Below are 17,373 nucleotides of genomic sequence, written 5' to 3' on the forward strand. Positions count from 1 at the left end.
GCGAGCTCCCAAGTGCGCAAGCAGCGGACGCCACGATCCACCAACCGTTCCACGCCGCTGCCAGGTCGTCAGCAGATCGCCCAAGTCCACATCGTGGCGTTGATGAAACTCGTAGAACGCTGATATCAGGACGATCCGGCCGCGGCGCGGGCGGCAGATCTGGTCAAGCGCCAGTCCCGGGTGCCTGCTCCCAACGTGCTGCTGGTGGCTGACTTCACCTACGTTCGCCTGTCGAGCGGGGCGTTTGTCTACACCGCGTTCGCCATCGACGCCTACGCGGGCCGGGTCGTGGGATGGACCTGCTCGGCCAGCAAGGAGGACCGCTTCGTCCGACAAGCGATCCGTCATGCCGCGCAACTTCGTACAAATGAGGGTAATCCATTGCTAGGCAATGCTATTCATCGTAGCGATGCGGGCTCGCAATATACCTCGGTGCGGTTCGGGGAAACCCTGGCCCTCTCCGGGCTGCTGTCCTCGATCGGGACGATCGGGGATTTCGATAACGCCTTGGCCGAAACGACGATAGGGCTGTACAAGACCGAAGCAATCCGCGACGCCTCACCGTTCCGGCGAGGCGCACTACACCGGCTGGCCGACGTCAAACTGCTCACCGCCGAGTGGGTGCACTGGTACAACACCGACCGGCTCATGCACCGACTGGGCCGCATCCCACCCGTCGAATACGAGGCCATCCACTACGCTACAAAGATAGCCCAAACCGGGGCTGCACACCAGTAACCAGGTGTGCATCAAACCCGGGGCGATTCATTCGGCTGACTTGGCACCACTGTGTGATGCTGGCAGGCGTTCGGGCGGGTGCCGGGGTGGTGGCAGGATTGCTGGTTGGGAGCCCCCAGCCGATAGATCGTGCGAGGAAGATAATCTCTTCGTCGACCAGACTACTCAGTCCGCTGATTGCGATGCTGTGGCGTATGACTGCTCAGCCCACGAGCGGAACTTCATTATCGCCGCCTCACCACGGGCCAGGGCAGGTCGATCGCGGTAGATCTTGTTTTCCCAGATCGGGATATCCTGTTCTATCTGCTTGCAGAAGTCCCTGACGAAACCTTTACCCATTGCCGTCATGTCACCCGAGTCGCGGTCTCGTGCGACGAAAAACGTATACCGCGCGTCGACATACTCTTCGTCGATCGGTGTCACAGTGAGCAAGGTGCATGACCTACCAAGTCCGCGGTGACGCACAACATCGATACCCATGCCGAACAGTTCAGAGTCAACCGCGCCGGCCACGGGGCCGCGTGGGGTCTGAAAGTTCACCGCGGCGACGGCCTTGAAAACGTGGCCTTCGGAGTCGACGTCTAGAGCGCCGAACGCAGATACGCCGTGCACTGTGGCGAAATGTGCTATGTCAACTACGTTTTCGAACACCTCTTGGGGATGCGAGCGGAACTGCCAACGAGCATCTGGCGGGGAGTGAAACACAAATGCGGCATCCTCGGCTTCCGGGATCCGGGGTAGCTCCCATTGCGGTTCAGTCCCATCAGGGCTGTACCAGACGAAAATGATCCCGGCCCGCTCGGCGATAGGCCAGGCTTCAAGGCGCGCAACACGATTCGGTTGCTTGGCATATGGTATCTCGACGTTGGCGCCGCTACCGTCGAACTTCCAGCCATGGAAGGGGCACTCTAGACAGTCATCAACGACTTTGCCTCCCACACCTATGTCCGCGCCAAGGTGTGGGCAGTAGGCGTCCAGGACATGAACATCACCCGACTTGCCGCGGTAACACACCAACTTCCGACCGAAGTACCGTAGTGGGACAAGACCACCAAGCCCGACCTCACGGCTGTATGCGACCTGGAACCACCCTTTAGGATATGAAGCGAACGGGAAGCGGGGCTCCGTACTGGTCATGCAAGCCATCCTTGTGCTTCGAAGTTTCCTATCAAGCTATCATAGTCAAATACGTGCGGCTTCTTGGTGAGGCTCTCGGGCGAACCCTGCGTGTCAGGGCAACGGCACTTACTTGACGTACTACAAGACGTGCGCACCGCTGGTGGGCCCGCAAAGCGGTCTTACTTGGGGTGAGCCGTGCAGCGAGATGAACAAGCTCGCCTACATCGAGGATCCGTCGATCAAAACTCTAAGCACCAAGCAAGGTTCTGAGCTGGCATTTCCACCCTGTCCGTCCACGCACTGGATGGGCAAGGCGTTCATGGACGCGCTACGCGACATCCTGCCAAGCTACGAAACTCGTTCTGGGGCTCGGCTTGACCGTCCGACTCGTTGGTGTGGCTACTTCCTGAATCGGTGGTGGCCATAGACCCATCAGGTGTCGCAGTCATTTCCGGCCACACACCCGATGCGTATGCGGTACGTCGGCGCCCGGTTGGGTCAAGGCCTGCGGCATGCCGCAACTCGGCGAGGAACCGGCCGGGGTCATTATCCCGGATCAAGTAATGGGATACCGCAATCCGTACCACAGCCGACGCGGCGACATCGCTCTTCTCACCGGTCAGAATCACTCGGATACGTTCGCACATCAGCGGCAGGACTCTATGCATCTGCGCGATCGTCCACTCAGGCTCGGTATCGATGATTCGCGCTAGCGAGTATGTGTCCTGGAACGAGACGATGAACCGTAACGCGGCGTCTAGGCGGGCCGGACCCTGAAGTCCAGCCATCGCGGCGGCGACACCAACATCGAAGTTGTCCTGTTCGTAGAGCGCGAATGAATCGAGTAGGCCCTCCTTGGAGCCGAAGTAGCGGTACAGCGTGGGGCGGGAGACGCCGGCCTCCGCGGCAACGTCAGACAGATGAAGCCGGTGCGGTCCGCTTCGACTCAACACGGCGAAGGTCGCCTCCAGGATACGTCTCCTCGGCGAGGTGTCGGGATCGCCCGACATATCAGCACTGCCTCCAGTTCGTTACAGCAATCGGGTGAAATGTCATACCTGAGCCTACCGTGGGCCCTCGAACCGTTCTGAACTGAGTCGCCCCGGCAGGTCCTGAGACTCCCGTCTAGGGTCACGGCTCCGCGACTGCGTCTCGATGAAATGGCTGACATTGACTCCATCTTTCCCAAGAACCGGAGTCCCGCGACATGCCGGGGGCAAGCCCAGCGCCCTCCTGACACTGCCTGTCGCCAACGATCTTCTCGTTTACTTGTAACGGTATCGGAGCTTCTGCGACAAAGCCGATGCCGTCTTCCCTTCGTCCGCCACCTGAACGAGGCTCGCGGATCACCGTCGCAGCCATGATCCGAGACGGATCCCGACCTGATCCCCAGCGCTGTCGAGGAGGAACAGCTGCGGTACTCGACGCCCATCCAAAACCTGTACCGCTACACCCGCACCGACTACAGAGTCGGCGAGGTGACTATCCCGAGCGGGTCGCGGTTATTGTTGGCATTCGGCGCGGCCAATCGCGCCCCCGAGGTCTTCGAGGATCCCGATACCTACCGCGCTGACCGAAATCCGCGCAACCACATCGCATTCGGCTACGGCGTTCACATGTGCATCGGAGCAACCCTCAGTCGCATGGAGGGCCAGGCGGTGCTCCGCGAACTCACTTCCCAAGCCTCGGCCATCGCAGCGGCCGGTTCGGCCACCTGGTCAACCAACAGCTCACTTCGGGGCGCCACCTACCTGCCGATTCGGCTGACACCCGCGCGGTGATGAACGAGGACTGTCCGAGAAACCGATGCGCGAACCAACGCGTAATCGGTGACGGTGGATCTCAGCTGGGTGCGCCACGCCAGAGCGTGGGCTTGGCCGCAGTCGACCGCGGTACTCCTCGCAGCGTAGTAACACCGATAATCTCGGACGGATGGGTGTGGTGACCGACGGCGATCCAGATGTCTCGGGCCTCGTGGTCCGAGTCCGATTCATGTTTCGACGCTGCCACGGGGCTCTACTGCGGGAAGGCTGATCGGGTGGAGTCGTCGGTCGCCGCGTACGACACTGAAGCACCCCTTTCGCCGAAGCTCATCGGCGTCAGGTCAGGGACGCTCAAGCACCTATCGCGCAAGGTGACAGGCGAGCGCATGGCAAGACCCACCCGCAACACTTGCCGGATGTCGTATACCTCCCGGTTGTCTCGGCCGACAAGTCCCAACCTGCGCCTCTAAACGTTAGCGACAAATAACATCTTCAGCTATTTGCAGCGGTGACCGTGGCTACTCGTCGCGACAACACTTCCCAAACCCGCGCTCCGCCTCCGGTGTCGTGCCTCAGCGCTGGACGACACCGCCCTCGACGCCGGTGAATCGCTTGCGCAGCTCGGTCTTGAGGAGCTTGCCGGTGGCGTTGCGGGGGAGCTCGGCAATGAGGTGCACTTCGCGCGGACACTTGAAATGCGCCAGCCGCTCGCGGCACCAGGCGATCAGTTCGTCGGCGCCGGGTTCCTGTTCGGCGGCGGGGTCGGCCATCACCACGGCGACGACGCGTTCACCCCACTTCTCGTCGGGACCGCCGACTACCGCCGCGTCGAGCACACCGGGGTGGCGGAACAGCACCTGCTCGACCTCGATCGGGTAGACATTCTCCCCGCCCGAGATGATCATGTCCTTCTTGCGGTCGACCAGCGTGATGTAGCCGTCGGCGTCGATCCGGCCGAGGTCGCCGGTGTGGAACCAGCCGCCCCTGAATGCCTCGGCGGTGGTCGCCGGCTTCATCCAGTACCCGACGAACACGTTGGGTCCGCGCACCAGGAGTTCGCCGACGGTGTCGACCGGGACGTCCCGGTCGTCGGCGTCCACGATGCGGGCATCGACGTGCATGGCGACCCGGCCGATTGATCCGGCCCGCGTCGTGATGTTGGCGGCATCCAAGACCGAGACCATGGGTGCAGTCTCGGTCATCCCGAATCCCTCGGTGAAGGGGACGCCGCGTTGCTGCATGAAGTCGATGACGGTCAGCGGCATCGGCGCGCCGCCGCCCATGGCCAGACGCAGCGCGGAGAGGTCGTAGGAGTCGAAGTCGGGCACCTGAGTCAGCGCTGACCACATCGCCGGCACCATGAACTGGACGGTGGCACGGCTTTCGGCCATCGCCTTGAGCGTGCCCACCGGGTCGAACGACGGCAGGATCACGCTGGTCCCGCCGACGTAGAGCAACGGCAACGTATGTACCCCGAGCCCGCCGATGTGGAACATAGGGGCGACTGCGACAGTCACGTCACTGCCGGTCAGGCCTTGTTCGGCGCCCAGCACGTTGATGGCGTTCCACAGTAGGTTGTCGTGGGTGAGGATGGCGCCCTTCGGGCGGCCGGTGGTGCCCGAGGTGTACATGATGAACGCGGCGTCGCGGCCCTCGACGTCGCTGTCGAGTGGCGCGGGCGCACCGTCGGAGAGCAGGTCTGGGTAGGCGATCTCGCCGTCGGCCGGGGCGCCCCCGGCGCGGACCGTGTGGCGGACCCGGACCCCCGGCTCGGCCAGCGCGCTGACCGCCGCCGCTGCTAGCGGCTCGTGGAACACGAACACGTCGGCGCCGGCGTCGGCGAGGATGTAGCCGATCTCCGGGCCTGCGAGTCGGACGTTGATCGGGATGGTGATGGCGCCGATCTTCGCGCAGCCGAGGAGGACCTCCATGAACTCGACCGAGTTCACCAGCAGTGTGGCCACCCGGTCCCCCTTGCGGACGCCGAGCCGCAACAGGTTCGAAGCGACCTGGTTGGTGCGCCGATCGAAGTCGGAGTACGTGAAGCTGGTGTCACCGCAGACGAACGCCGTGCGCTGCCCGTTGAGGAAGGCCCGTTTGGTGACCCACTGACCGATACCGCGATCCATGTTGATTTGCCTCCTCGGCAGTTTTGGTTGACAAATGCTCGGTAAGGCAGGACCCGGCCCCGGCGGGCGACCGATCACCACCGTCCGTCTTGTAGACCGAAGCGGACACGAACGGATGAAGGATGCTCAGTATGAGCGGGGCAGGTTGAGGCTGTGCTGTGCCACGTAGTTGAGGATCATCTCGCGGCTGATCGGCGCGGTGCGCATCAGCCGTGCCGGGCCCCAGAGAGTGGCCAGCCCGTACTCGGTGGCCATCCCGTTGCCGCCGTGGGTTTGGATCGCCTGGTCGAGGGCCAGGATGCCGGCCTCGGCCGCAGCGTATTTGGCCATGTTCGATGCCTCGCCCGAGGCGGGGTCTCCGGCGTCGTGCAGTGAGGCCGCCCGTTGGGTCATCAGCCGGGCCAGCTCCAGCTGGATCTTGGCGTGCGCGAGTGGGTGGGACAGGCCCTGGTGGGCTCCGATCGGCACGTCCCAGACCTTGCGCTCGCGCGCGTAGGCCGACGCCTTGTCCAGCGCGTAGCGGCCGATGCCGTTGCCCAGGGCGGCGCCCATGATGCGTTCGGGGTTGAGGCCCATGAACACCTGACGCAGACCGTCGTTTTCCGCGCCGATCAGGTTCTCGGCCGGCACTCGCACGTCGTCGAAGAACAGCGTGAACTGCTTCTCCGGTGTCACCGCCTGCACCGGGATGAGGGTCTTGGTCAACCCGGGCGCGTCGGTCGGGACCACCAGCAGGCTCAGCCGTCCGCGGCCGCGGTCGTCCGTCGCGGTGCGGGTGACGACCAGGATGGCCTCCGCCTCGTCGACGCCGGAAATGTAGTACTTGGTGCCGTTGAGCACCCAATCCCCGCCGACGCGCTTGGCCGAGGTGGAGATGTTGTGCGAGTTCGAGCCCGCATCCGGCTCGGTGATCGCGAACGACATGATGATCTCGCCGCTGGCGATGCCCGGCAGCCAGCGCGCCTTGAGCTCGTCGCTGCCGAAAGCCTGGATGATCGTGCCGCAGATGGTGGGGGAGACCACCGTCATCAGCAGCGGGCAGCCGGCCGCGGCCAGTTCCTCACCGACGATCTGCATGTCGTAGATGCCGCCGCCGCCGCCGCCGTACTGCTCGGTGATGTTGACCCCGAGGAACCCCTGCTTGCCCACGGCCTGCCAGAGTTCCGAACTCTTCTCCCCGCCGAGCGACTTGGCCACGTAGTAGTCGTGCCCGAAGTCCTTGGCGATCTCGGACACGGCCTTGCGAAGAGCTCGCCGTTCCTCGGTCTCGTGCAGTTCCATACCGCTCTCCTACTTCGAAGTCACCCGCCACCGGGGCCGGTGACAGGTCGGGTGGTGCTCAATCCTCGTCTGCACTGTCGGCCGCTCCGACCACCGCGAGGGCATCGCCGGTGGACACCTGCTGACCCACCTCGACCGAGAGTTCGGCGACGATCCCGTCGATCGGGCTGGCGATGGTGTGTTCCATCTTCATCGCCTCCACCACGACCAAGGCCTGCCCGGCCGTCACGATGTCGCCCGCGGCGACGGGCAGCCGGATCACCGAACCCGGCATGGGCGCCGTCAGTGAGCCCGCCGGCTTGAGCGTGCTGGGGTCCAGGAACCGCGGTACCTGGGTGAACGCAGTGGACCCGGCCGGGCTGTCGACATAGGCGATGTCGCCGTCGAGGACGACGTCGTAGCCGCGCCGTATCCCGCGGGTCTCCAGGGCCACCCGGTCGGGCCGCTGCACGAGTAGGTTGACGTCCTCGACCGGCTTGCCGTCGACTTCCACCTCGACGCCGTCGCGGAGCAGCGCATAGCCGACCCGCCGCTCGCGGCCGTCAGCAGTCGCCCATCCGGTGGACTGCAGTTGGGACAGGTTGTTGCGCCACCCGGCAGGCAGTGTCGGCTGGACGGGGGCCGCGGCGCGCCGCGCCGCGACCTGGGCGAGTGTGGCCGCGATGGCGTGCATGCGCTCGCCGTCGCCGTCGATGAGGGGCCCGCCGAGGTCGGCCATGTCGTGGCGGTCGAGGAACCCGGTGTCGGTGCCGCGTCCGGCGAACTCGTCGTGGCGCAGAACGCGAACCAGCAGATCCCGGTTGGTGGTGAGTCCGTGGATCCGGGCGCCGGCGAGCGCGGCGGACAGCGTGCCGAGCGCCTCGGCCCGGGTGGGCGCCCAGGCGATCACCTTGGCGAGCATGGCGTCGTAGTGGTGGCTGACCACCGAGCCGTCGCGCACGCCGGAGTCCACCCGGACCCCGACGTGGTCGGGGATCTGCATCGTGCGCAGCGTCCCGGTCTGCGGCAGGTATCCCTTCGTGGGGTCCTCGGCGTAGAGCCGGGCCTCGACCGCGTGGCCGGTGATCCGCGGCTCGCTCACCTCGGCGGGCAGTGGCCGGCCCATCGCCACCAGCAACTGCAGGCGCACGAGGTCGAGCCCGGTGACGAGTTCGGTGACCGGGTGCTCGACCTGCAGCCGGGTGTTCATCTCCAGGAAGGCGAACGTCCCGTCGTTATCGCCGCCGTTCGCGTCGAGCACGAACTCGACGGTTCCGGCACCGACGTAACCCACGGCCTGTGCCGCCGCGACCGCCGCCGCGCCCATCCGCGCGCGCAGGTCGTCGTCGACGACGGGGGAGGGCGCCTCCTCGATGACCTTCTGGTGGCGGCGCTGCACCGAGCACTCCCGCTCGAACAGCGAGACAACGGTGCCGTGCATGTCGGCCATCACCTGGATCTCAACGTGGCGGGGGCGCTGCACGTACCGCTCGAGGAACACCGTGCCGTCCGAGAACGCCGACATCGCCTCGCGCGACGCCGAGGCCACGGCCTCGTCGAGGTCGTCGGCCGACTCGACAACCCGCATGCCGCGCCCGCCGCCACCCGCGCTCGCCTTGACCAGCAGGGGGTAGCCGATTTCGGCGCCGAGCTTGCGCAGCTTCTCGGGGTCCAGGCCGGTGGCGTCGCCGCCCGGGAGGATCGGGACCCCCGCGTCGGCCATCATCGCCTTGGCCGTCAGCTTGGAGCCCATCGCGTCGATGGCATCCGGCGGCGGGCCGACGAACACGAGCCCAGCGTCGGCGCAGGCCCGCGCGAAGCCGGCGTTCTCCGACATGAAGCCGTAGCCGGGGTGCACGGCGTCGGCGCCGGTGAGCAGGGCGGCGGCGATCACCCGGTCACCGTCGAGGTAGGTCTCCGCCGGCGAGGAACCCGGCAGCCGGACGGCCTCGTCGGCGTCGTCGACGTGCCAGGCGTCGGCGTCGGCGTCGGAGTACACGGCGACGGTGGCGATGCCGAGTTCGCGACAGGTGCGAAACACGCGCCGGGCGATCTCTCCCCGGTTGGCCACCAGCAGCTTCTTGATCACGGGCATCGCCATCACATCCGGAACACGCCGTAGCCACGCTGGCCACGGATCTCGTTGTTGTGGACCACGGACAGGCAGAACCCGAGAACGGTACGGGTGTCGCGTGGGTCGATGATCCCGTCGTCGTAGAGCCTGCCGCTGTTGGCCAGCGCCAACGACTCACGCTCGATCTGGTTCTCGACGGCAGCGCGCATCTGGGCGTCGGCCTCCTCGTCGAATGGAAGGCCCCGGTCGGCGGCCGACTCCCGGGCCACGATCGACAGCACGCCCGCGAGCTGGGCCGGGCCCATGACGGCCGAACGGGAGTTGGGCCAGGTGAACAGGAACCGGGGAGAGTAGGACCGCCCGCACATCCCGTAGTTGCCCGCACCGTAGGACGCGCCCATCACAATCGTCAGGTGCGGGACGGTGCTGTTGGAGACGGCGTTGATCATTTTCGCGCCGTCCTTGATGATGCCACCTTGCTCGTACTCCGCGCCGACCATGTAGCCGGTGGTGTTCTGCAGAAACACCAGCGGCGTGTCGATCTGGTTCGCCAGCTGGATGAACTGGGCGGCCTTCTCCGCCTCCTCGCTGAACAGGATTCCGCGCGCATTGGCCAGGATCCCTACCGGGTATCCGTGGATCGAGGCCCAACCGGTGACCAGCGAGGTGCCGTATAGCGGCTTGAACTCGTCGAAGGCCGATCCGTCCACGATGCGGGCGATGACATCACGTGGGTCGAAGGGAACCTTGGGGTCCACCGAAGCGATCCCGAGGAGCTGGTCGGGGTCTCGCAGCGGGGGGGTCGGTGACTGTGTCGGGCCCGGCCCGAGCTTGCGCCAGTTCAGTCTGGCCATGATGCGCCGCCCGATCCTGATGGCGTCCTGCTCGTCCTCGGCCATGTAGTCGGCCAGCCCGGAGGTGCGGGCGTGCATGTCGGCGCCGCCGAGCGACTCGTCGTCGGACACTTCGCCGGTCGCCATCTTCACCAGCGGCGGACCGCCGAGAAAGACCTTGGACCGGTTGCGGACCATCACCACGTAATCACACATGCCGGGGATGTACGCGCCGCCTGCCGTCGAGTTACCGAATACCAGCGCGAGGGTCGGCAGCCCCAGCGCGCTGTGCTGGGTGAGGTCGTGGAACAGTTGGCCCCCGGGCACGAAGATCTCGGCCTGCGTGGGCAGGTCCGCCCCGCCCGACTCGACGACGTTGATGATTGGCAGCCGGTTCTCGCGGGCAACCGCCATGCCCCGGAACACCTTGCGGAAGGTGTAGGGGTTCGAGGCTCCGCCGCGCACCGTCGGGTCGTGCGCGATGATCATCGACTCGACGCCTTCGACGATGCCGATGCCGACCACAACGCTGCCGCCCACCGGAAACTTCGTGCCCCACGCCGCGAACGGACACAATTCCAGGAAGGCCGTGTCGGGGTCGAGCAGCAGCTCGACACGCTCGCGGGCCAGCATCTTTCCGCGGCTACGGTGCCGGGCGACGTACTTCTCGCCGCCGCCCGCGTTGGCCAGCGCCAGCTGTTCGGCGATCGTGTAGAGCTGCGCGATAAGTCCCTCGCGATTCTCGAGGTATACCGGTGCGCGAGTGTCGACCCGGTCGGGCAGGACGTCAACCAACTTTTCCTCCAGGTGACATCGACGTCGATCGCTGACACGTTACGTTAGCCGCTACTAACATCCGATGACAACGGGGTCGGCGCGGCAGGTCATGCCTTCCCGCCCGTACGGTCACCGCAGGGGCGCCCAGGAGACTCAGCCGGAACAGCGCGAGGTGGGGCCATTTCCGTCATCTTCCGCCGAAAGTCGGGGGGCGTCGCTCGGTGAAGGCGCCGAAACCCTCCCGGCCGTCCGGAGTGGCGAAGAGGTCCACCACCGCGTCGCGCTCGTGTTCGATACCGTCGGACGTCGACAAGTTGGCCGTCTGCAGCAGCAGGGACTTGGTGGTCGACGCGACTTGTGCTGCGCCGGTGGCCAATTGCTCTCCGATGGCACCTGCCGTCTCGAGCAGCGTGCCGACGCCGCTAAGCCGGTTCACCAGCCCCAGGCTGTGGGCCCGCTCGCCGTCGATGACGGTGCCCAGCATCAGCATCTCGGTGGCCACCCCGACGGGGATGAGCCGCGGCAACCGCTGCGTACCACCTCCGCCAGGGAGCACGCCGAGTTTGGCCTCGGGCAGACCGAGCCGGGCCTGACGTCGAGGGCGTCGGTGAAGCCATGGATGAAGTCCGCGAAATCGTCACGGCTACCGAAGGCTCGGATCTCTTCGATGTCGGCGCCCGCGCAGAACGCCCGGCCTGCCCCGTGTATGACCACCGCGCGCACCGACCCCTGCGACTCCAGGGTGCGGATGGCGTCGGCGAGATCGGTGTAGGTCTGGGTGCCGATGACGTTGAGTCGGTCGGCGCCATCGAGTTCGACCCAGGCCACCGCGTCCACGACGCGGGTGGCGATCCTGGTGGTCACGGGTCACTCAGCCGTGGTCGCGCCCAGGTTGGTGAAGTCGGGTGCACGCTTCTCGCGGTGCGCGGCGAGGCCTTCCCGGACCTCCGGACCGCCGAAGCCGATGAACTCCAACCCGAGGGACGTCTCGAATGACGGCCCGAACACCCGGAACCACTGGTTGAGGCTGTGTTTGGTCCAGCGGATCGCCGTTGGTGCGCCGGCGGCGAGGCTGGTCGCGATCCGGGTCGCCTCGGTGAGGACGTCGTCGTCGTCGACGCACTTGGACACCAGGCCGATGCGTTCGGCTTCCTCGCCGAGCAACGTCTCGCAGGTGAGCAGGTAGTACTTGGCCTTTGCCATACCCGCCATCAGCGGCCAGCAGATGGCGGCGTGGTCACCGGCGGCGACCCCGAGACGGGTGTGGCCGTCGATGATCTTGGCGGTGCGCCCGACGACGGAGATGTCGGCCAGGATCGCGACGACCAGACCGGCGCCCACCGCGGGCCCGCGCACCGCGGAGACCACCGGCTTGCTGAAGCTCACCATATTCATCACCAGGTCGCGTGCCTCGCGCATGATTCGGACGCGGCTGGGGTAGCTGTTGATCATGTCGTCGAGCAGGTCGAAGTTGCCGCCCGACGAGAAGGCCTTGCCCTCGCCGCGGACCAGCACGGCACGGACGTTGTCGTCCTTGTCGATGGCGGGCCACATGTCGGCGAGGTCGCGGTGCATCTGGGGATTGACGGAGTTCAATCCGGGGGCGTCCAGCACGATGTGCAGAACTCCGTCAGCGGCTGGTTCGAAGCGCAGGCTGGGAAAGTCGTCGTAGCTCATCATCGAGTGTTCCTTTGCATCGTCAAGAAGGGTTACTCCGCGTCGGGCGGGGAGCAGCGGCCACCGACGAGGACTCCGAGGCTTCTCTCATCGCGCCCTCGAAATGGTAACGAACCTTGGACCGGCCGTGGTCGGATCACGGTGCGGCGGTGGAGACGGTCTCAATTGTCGGCCTCGATGAAGTCCGCGCCGCGGATCAGCCGAACCGGGGTGAACACCAGCACCTCTTCGTCGCGCTGGTTGCGGACGCTGACCGTCGCGGTGACGACGCCCCGACCCGGCTTGCTCGACGGGCGCGACTCCGTGACGGTGCAGATGGCGAGGAGGGTGTCACCGACGTACACCGGTCGCTTGACCCACAGTTCCATGTGCATGAAGGCCAGGCCGGTGCCGTTGAGGAAGTTGGACTGCACGATCAACCCTTCCGCAATGCAGTAGATCAGAGCGCCGGGGACCAACCGACCTTGGTACCCGCCGGCGGCGGCGTGCGACGCATCGTAGAACAACGGCTCGTTGAACCCGCCGAGGTTGACGAACGTCGTGAGGTCGGATTCCGTGACGGTGCGCTTGGCGGTCTTGAAGCGAAAACCTGCCGGCATTTCTTCCCAAGTCCTGCCGCGAACCAGTGGTTCGACCTCGGCGCTGGACAGGTGGGCTGAGTTCATGAGAGGCCTTTCGTCGAGGCGCTGACACTACAAAGGATCGGGATGATCTAAACCAACTGTCTCCTGCCGGCGACGCCGGTAAGGTTAATACCCGATAACTAACGGGCGCCGGCGCCATGGGTGTGTGATTGCAGGCCCGCACGCCAGCAATGAGGAGGACGCTGTGTATCTCACTCAAGGCTTACACAGGGCGTTGCAGCACCATCCCGACCGCCTTGCCACCATCGACGGGGACCGGACACGGACCTATGAACGGTCCGCGCAGCGAATCGCAAAGTTGGCGCACGCGTTACGACAGCTCGGGGTGAACCGGGGAGACCGGGTCGGCATGCTTGCGCTCAACTCCGACCGATATCACGAATACCTGCTGGCGGTGCCTTGGGCGGACGCGGTACTCAACCCGATCAACATCCGGTGGAGCCCCGCGGAGATCGGCTACGCCCTACGTGACTCCCAAACCGACGTCCTCTTCGTCGATGACGCCTTCAGTCCGGCTGTACCGGCGCTTCGGGCGTCGTATCCCGGCCTGCACACCGTCGTTCACTGCGGAAACGGCCCTACGCCGGAGGGGATGTGTTCCTATGAGGAACTCGTCGCCAGCGGTGAAGTCATCGATGACGTGCGGCGCTCTGGCGATCAATTGGCCGGTGTGTTCTATACCGGCGGCACCACGGGTCTACCCAAGGGCGTGATGCTCAGCCACGCCAACCTGATGACGTCGGTGCTGGGAATGCTCAGCGTAGGGAGCTTTCTCAGTCCGGAGGGCCGGCTGCTTCACGTCGCGCCGCTGTTCCATCTCGCGGACTTGGCCGCCTGGGCGGGGCAGACCACCCTTGGCGGAACCCACGTGATGCTCTCGACGTTCGATCCGACTGCGATCCTGGAAACCATCGAACGCCAGCAGGTCACCGACGCGCTGCTGATCCCGACCATGCTGCAGATGGTCATCGACCACCCGACCGTTGGAGAATACGACCTTTCCAGCCTCCAAAACGTGATGTACGGCGCGTCGCCGATCCCTGAGGCGGTGCTGTCGCGGGCGATGAAGACCATGGGCGCGGCGCGGTTCATGCAAGGTTATGGAATGACAGAACTGTCCCCGCTGGCGACGGTCCTGCGCCCCGAGGACCACGATCATCCGGAATTGCTACGTTCGGCAGGCCGCGCCGCGCCCTGTGCCGAAGTCAAGATCTTCGACGCCGACGATCTAGAGGTGCCGCTGGGACATACCGGCGAGATCGTCGCGCGCGGCGGCAATGTGATGCTCGGTTACTGGAATAAGCCTGACGAGACCGCGAACGCGCTGCGGAATGGGTGGATGCATACCGGCGATGCCGGTTACATGGACGAGCGAGGTTATGTGTTCCTCGTCGACCGCATCAAGGACATGATCATTTCGGGTGGCGAGAACGTCTACTCGACTGAGGTCGAGAACGCTCTTTCCCGGCACCCCGCGGTGTCGGCGTGCGCGGTCATCGGCGTCCCGGACGAGACCTGGGGCGAACGCGTTCACGCGGTCGTCGTCTTGGCCGAGAGCTCTTCGGTGACAGCCGAGGAGTTGCGGGATTTCTGCAAGACCCAGATCGCGGGATACAAAACGCCCCGTACCGTCTCGTTCGTAGGTGCGCTTCCACTCTCAGGGGCTGGAAAGGTACTGAAACGCGAACTCCGCGAACGGTTCGGCGGAGATCGCTCCAGCACTGGCGGAGGTCGATAGGTGCTTGTGCGCGAGCCCGGCCGAGTTCGGCCCCACTGGCCCCGGGCCATGTCTCCGGAAACGGACCCGTCGGCGCACTCAGCGTCGCGTCGCCACGGTGATCGGCCGGGCGTAGCGCAAGTGGCAATACGGATTGGGTGGTCAAGATGACCGAACAACGGCCGGTGAAAGTCGCAATCATCGGTGCGGGCATGTCTGGGTTGTGCATGGCGGTCAAGCTCCAGGACGCCGGCATCGACTCATACACCATTTTCGAGAAAGCCGAGGAAGTCGGGGGAACGTGGCGCGACAACACCTATCCGGGGCTGACGTGCGACATCCCGTCGCGGTACTACTCCTACTCGTTTCGGCCCAACCCGAACTGGTCCCACTTGCTGCCGCCGGGCCCTGAGATTGAGGCCTACTTTCAGCAGGTCGCCGACGAACGGGGTATTCAGGGGCACATCAAGTTCGGCACCGAGGTCATCTCTGCGCGGTACGACGACGGGCGCTGGCTGCTCACCACCACCCACGGCGAAGAGACATTCGACGTGCTCGTCACCGCGACCGGCGTGCTGCGGGTGCCACGCTGTCCGGACATTCCCGGGGAAGCCGATTTTGCCGGGCCGGTGTTTCACTCCTCCAGATGGGACCACTCGGTTTCATTGGCCGACAAGCGGATCGGGCTCATCGGGACGGGCTCAACAGGCATACAGATCATTGCCGCACTCGGCGGCAAGGTCGATCGGTTGACGACCTTCCAGCGCACTGCGCAGTGGGTCTTTCCGCTGCCCAATCCGCGTTATTCACCGGTGATCCGCGCAGCTCTGACGCGTTGGCCGGTCCTCAACCGCCTGAGCTATCGGTTCTGGGGCTTGGTGGTCCGGCACCTGTTCGGTCGCGCGCCGATCCGTCCTGGAGTTCACCGCCGCCTGGTCCAGACGTTATGTCGATGGAACCTGCGCCTTTCGGTGCGCGACCCACAATTGCGCGCGAGACTCACCCCGAATTACCAGCCGATGTGCAAACGACAAATCATGGCGTGGGGCTTCTACCGCGCTGTCCAGCAACCCGGTGTAGAGGTGGTGTCCGAGGCAATCGACCACATCGAGCCTCTCGGCGTCGTCACCGCCGACGGTGTGTTGCACGAACTTGACGTGCTCGTCTATGCCACGGGGTTCGACGCCCGGGCCTACGTGCGTCCGCTGACCGTGGTTGGCGAGCATGCGGTAACCCTGGACGAGGCGTGGGCAGATGGCCCCACGGCGTACCGGTCGGTCGCGGTTCCTGGATTCCCGAACTTGTTCATGCTGATGGGCCCGCATTCGCCGATCGGGAACCAGTCGCTGGTACCGATAGCCGAGGACCAGGCCGATTATGTGATGTGGTGGATCAACCGGATCCGTGAGGGCAGCATCGTCTCTGCCGCGCCCACAGAGCTGGCCACCAAGGAGTACAACGACAGCATGAAGTCGGCAATGCCGCAGACGATCTGGGTGACCGGTTGCAACAGTTGGTACCTCGGCAAAGACGGGCTTCCGGAATTGTTCCCATGGACACCCGAGCGCCACAGCGAACTATTGCGTACCCCTGAGCTGGCAGATTTCGACATCCGATGAGGTCCGCGTTCGCACGTGGAGATCGCCAAGGACCGCATGACATTTCGGCGGACGACTCGCCGCTTCGCAGTGGGCGGCCGGCGAATCGCGTAGGGCGCCGTGCCGATCGCAGGAGAACCGACATGGCGAGCGCCTCATGCATTCGCCGGTGACCGTGAAAGACGCCGGGTTCGGCGTGATGCTGCCCAGTTTCGATCCCTTCCGGCTTGGCGCTCCGCCGCTATTGGCCGCCGCCCGCCTCGCTGAAGACCTCGGGTTCGACTCAGGTTGGGTCGGCGATCATCTGAGCTTCCACCCGCCGGTGCTGGAACCGTGCGGGGCACTCGCGGCCGTCGCTGCCGTCACTCGACGGCTGGTGCTGGGCACCGGTGTGCTGCTCCTACCGATGCGCAATCCGGTATGGACAGCCAAGCAGCTCGGGACGGTCGCGGCGCTCGCGCCCGAACGCCTGATCGTGGGCGTCGGCGCAGGTGGTGAGAACCCAGCGGAGTTCGAGGCCGCCGGGTATCCCGTCGCGCAGCGTGGTCGCAGGCTCGACGAGGCCATGGTGGTCCTCGATGCGCTACTGCGCGGAGAAACTGTGGACCACCCGGGTCCATTGCTTCCGGTGCGTTCCCCCAAGCTGGAGCCGGTGCCATCCTCTCGCCCACCGCTGGTGGTCGGCGGCCGATCCACACACGCGGTGCGGCGCGCTGCTCGGCTCGCCCAAGGCTGGCTCGCGGTGTGGCTGAGTCCCCGTCGAGTGCGTGCGGCGGTGGAAGATCTGCGGGCGCATGCCGAGGAGTTCCGCAGGCCGGTGTGCACGACGGTGATGTTGTCGTTCGTGCACGTCACCGATGACGTGGAAGCGGGTCGTGCCGAGCTTCAACGATTCGTCGCAGGTCAGTACGGCATGCCCGTCGAAGCAATCGAGAAGTGGTGTGTGATCGGAAGCGAAACCCGAGTGGCAGACATGCTCGCGGAGTTCCGTGACGCCGGCGCCGCGTCATTCGTGATGCTGCCGACCTCTGCGAACGTCCTGGC

14 protein-coding genes and 1 pseudogene are annotated in these 17,373 nt (G+C 65.4%); 5 read left to right on the plus strand and 10 right to left on the minus strand.

Going from position 1 to position 17,373, the window contains the following annotated elements; all coding sequences use genetic code 11:
• Positions 1 to 132: 132 nt before the first annotated feature.
• Positions 133 to 738: pseudogene (locus WA944_RS02780) on the plus strand (DDE-type integrase/transposase/recombinase); the annotation flags it as partial.
• Between the two features lie 165 nt (positions 739 to 903).
• Here the strand turns inward: WA944_RS02780 and WA944_RS02785 are convergent.
• Positions 904 to 1,875: a Rieske 2Fe-2S domain-containing protein gene (locus tag WA944_RS02785; protein ID WP_526374697.1), complete on the minus strand. Its 972-nt coding sequence runs from the start codon at positions 1,873 to 1,875 to the stop codon at positions 904 to 906.
• A gap of 299 nt (positions 1,876 to 2,174) precedes the next feature.
• Positions 2,175 to 2,867: a TetR/AcrR family transcriptional regulator gene (locus WA944_RS02790; RefSeq protein WP_526374699.1), complete on the minus strand. Its 693-nt coding sequence runs from the start codon at positions 2,865 to 2,867 to the stop codon at positions 2,175 to 2,177.
• A gap of 375 nt (positions 2,868 to 3,242) precedes the next feature.
• Here WA944_RS02790 and WA944_RS02795 point away from each other — a divergent pair, with 375 nt between their 5' ends.
• Positions 3,243 to 3,638 carry a cytochrome P450 gene (locus WA944_RS02795; protein ID WP_526374703.1) on the plus strand — a complete coding sequence of 132 codons (396 nt, stop codon included), beginning with the start codon at positions 3,243 to 3,245 and terminating at the stop codon, positions 3,636 to 3,638.
• Positions 3,639 to 4,192: 554 nt separating this feature from the next.
• Here the strand turns inward: WA944_RS02795 and WA944_RS02800 are convergent.
• The 8 genes from WA944_RS02800 to WA944_RS02835 all read right to left on the minus strand — a co-directional run bounded on the left by WA944_RS02800 (position 4,193) and on the right by WA944_RS02835 (position 13,035).
• Entirely contained in the window at positions 4,193 to 5,749 is a 1,557-nt protein-coding gene (locus WA944_RS02800; protein WP_526646251.1) for an acyl-CoA synthetase, read from the minus strand.
• Between the two features lie 126 nt (positions 5,750 to 5,875).
• On the minus strand, positions 5,876 to 7,030 hold the full coding sequence (locus WA944_RS02805; RefSeq protein ID WP_526373030.1) for an acyl-CoA dehydrogenase family protein: 1,155 nt from the start codon (positions 7,028 to 7,030) through the stop codon (positions 5,876 to 5,878).
• Positions 7,031 to 7,088: 58 nt separating this feature from the next.
• Positions 7,089 to 9,104: an acetyl/propionyl/methylcrotonyl-CoA carboxylase subunit alpha gene (locus tag WA944_RS02810; protein WP_205390304.1), complete on the minus strand. Its 2,016-nt coding sequence runs from the start codon at positions 9,102 to 9,104 to the stop codon at positions 7,089 to 7,091.
• 5 nt (positions 9,105 to 9,109) lie between these two features.
• The gene (locus WA944_RS02815) at positions 9,110 to 10,711 is read right to left on the minus strand and encodes an acyl-CoA carboxylase subunit beta (RefSeq protein WP_163887633.1); all 1,602 of its coding nucleotides are present in this window, start codon (positions 10,709 to 10,711) and stop codon (positions 9,110 to 9,112) included.
• 169 nt (positions 10,712 to 10,880) lie between these two features.
• Positions 10,881 to 11,249 carry an enoyl-CoA hydratase/isomerase family protein gene (locus WA944_RS02820; protein ID WP_163887634.1) on the minus strand — a complete coding sequence of 123 codons (369 nt, stop codon included), beginning with the start codon at positions 11,247 to 11,249 and terminating at the stop codon, positions 10,881 to 10,883.
• Positions 11,177 to 11,557, minus strand: coding sequence for an enoyl-CoA hydratase/isomerase family protein (locus WA944_RS02825; RefSeq protein ID WP_205390305.1), 381 nt, complete (start codon positions 11,555 to 11,557; stop codon positions 11,177 to 11,179). Before WA944_RS02825 ends, WA944_RS02820 begins: the two co-directional genes overlap by 73 nt.
• Before the next feature lie 3 nt (positions 11,558 to 11,560).
• Entirely contained in the window at positions 11,561 to 12,373 is an 813-nt protein-coding gene (locus tag WA944_RS02830) for an enoyl-CoA hydratase/isomerase family protein (RefSeq protein WP_237166429.1), read from the minus strand.
• A gap of 158 nt (positions 12,374 to 12,531) precedes the next feature.
• A complete protein-coding gene (locus WA944_RS02835; protein ID WP_163887635.1) occupies positions 12,532 to 13,035 on the minus strand; it encodes a MaoC family dehydratase in 504 nt (167 codons plus the stop codon).
• Between the two features lie 163 nt (positions 13,036 to 13,198).
• Between WA944_RS02835 and WA944_RS02840 the strand changes: the two genes are divergently transcribed.
• From WA944_RS02840 to WA944_RS02850, 3 genes are all read left to right on the plus strand, one after another.
• Positions 13,199 to 14,752: an acyl-CoA synthetase gene (locus WA944_RS02840; RefSeq protein ID WP_526375765.1), complete on the plus strand. Its 1,554-nt coding sequence runs from the start codon at positions 13,199 to 13,201 to the stop codon at positions 14,750 to 14,752.
• A gap of 146 nt (positions 14,753 to 14,898) precedes the next feature.
• On the plus strand, positions 14,899 to 16,350 hold the full coding sequence (locus tag WA944_RS02845) for a flavin-containing monooxygenase (RefSeq protein ID WP_370329916.1): 1,452 nt from the start codon (positions 14,899 to 14,901) through the stop codon (positions 16,348 to 16,350).
• A gap of 148 nt (positions 16,351 to 16,498) precedes the next feature.
• A partial coding sequence (locus WA944_RS02850; protein ID WP_526608524.1) for an LLM class flavin-dependent oxidoreductase occupies positions 16,499 to 17,373 on the plus strand: 875 nt, incomplete at its 3' end.

This window comes from Mycobacterium sp. (assembly GCF_049683355.1).
Lineage (GTDB): Bacteria > Actinomycetota > Actinomycetes > Mycobacteriales > Mycobacteriaceae > Mycobacterium.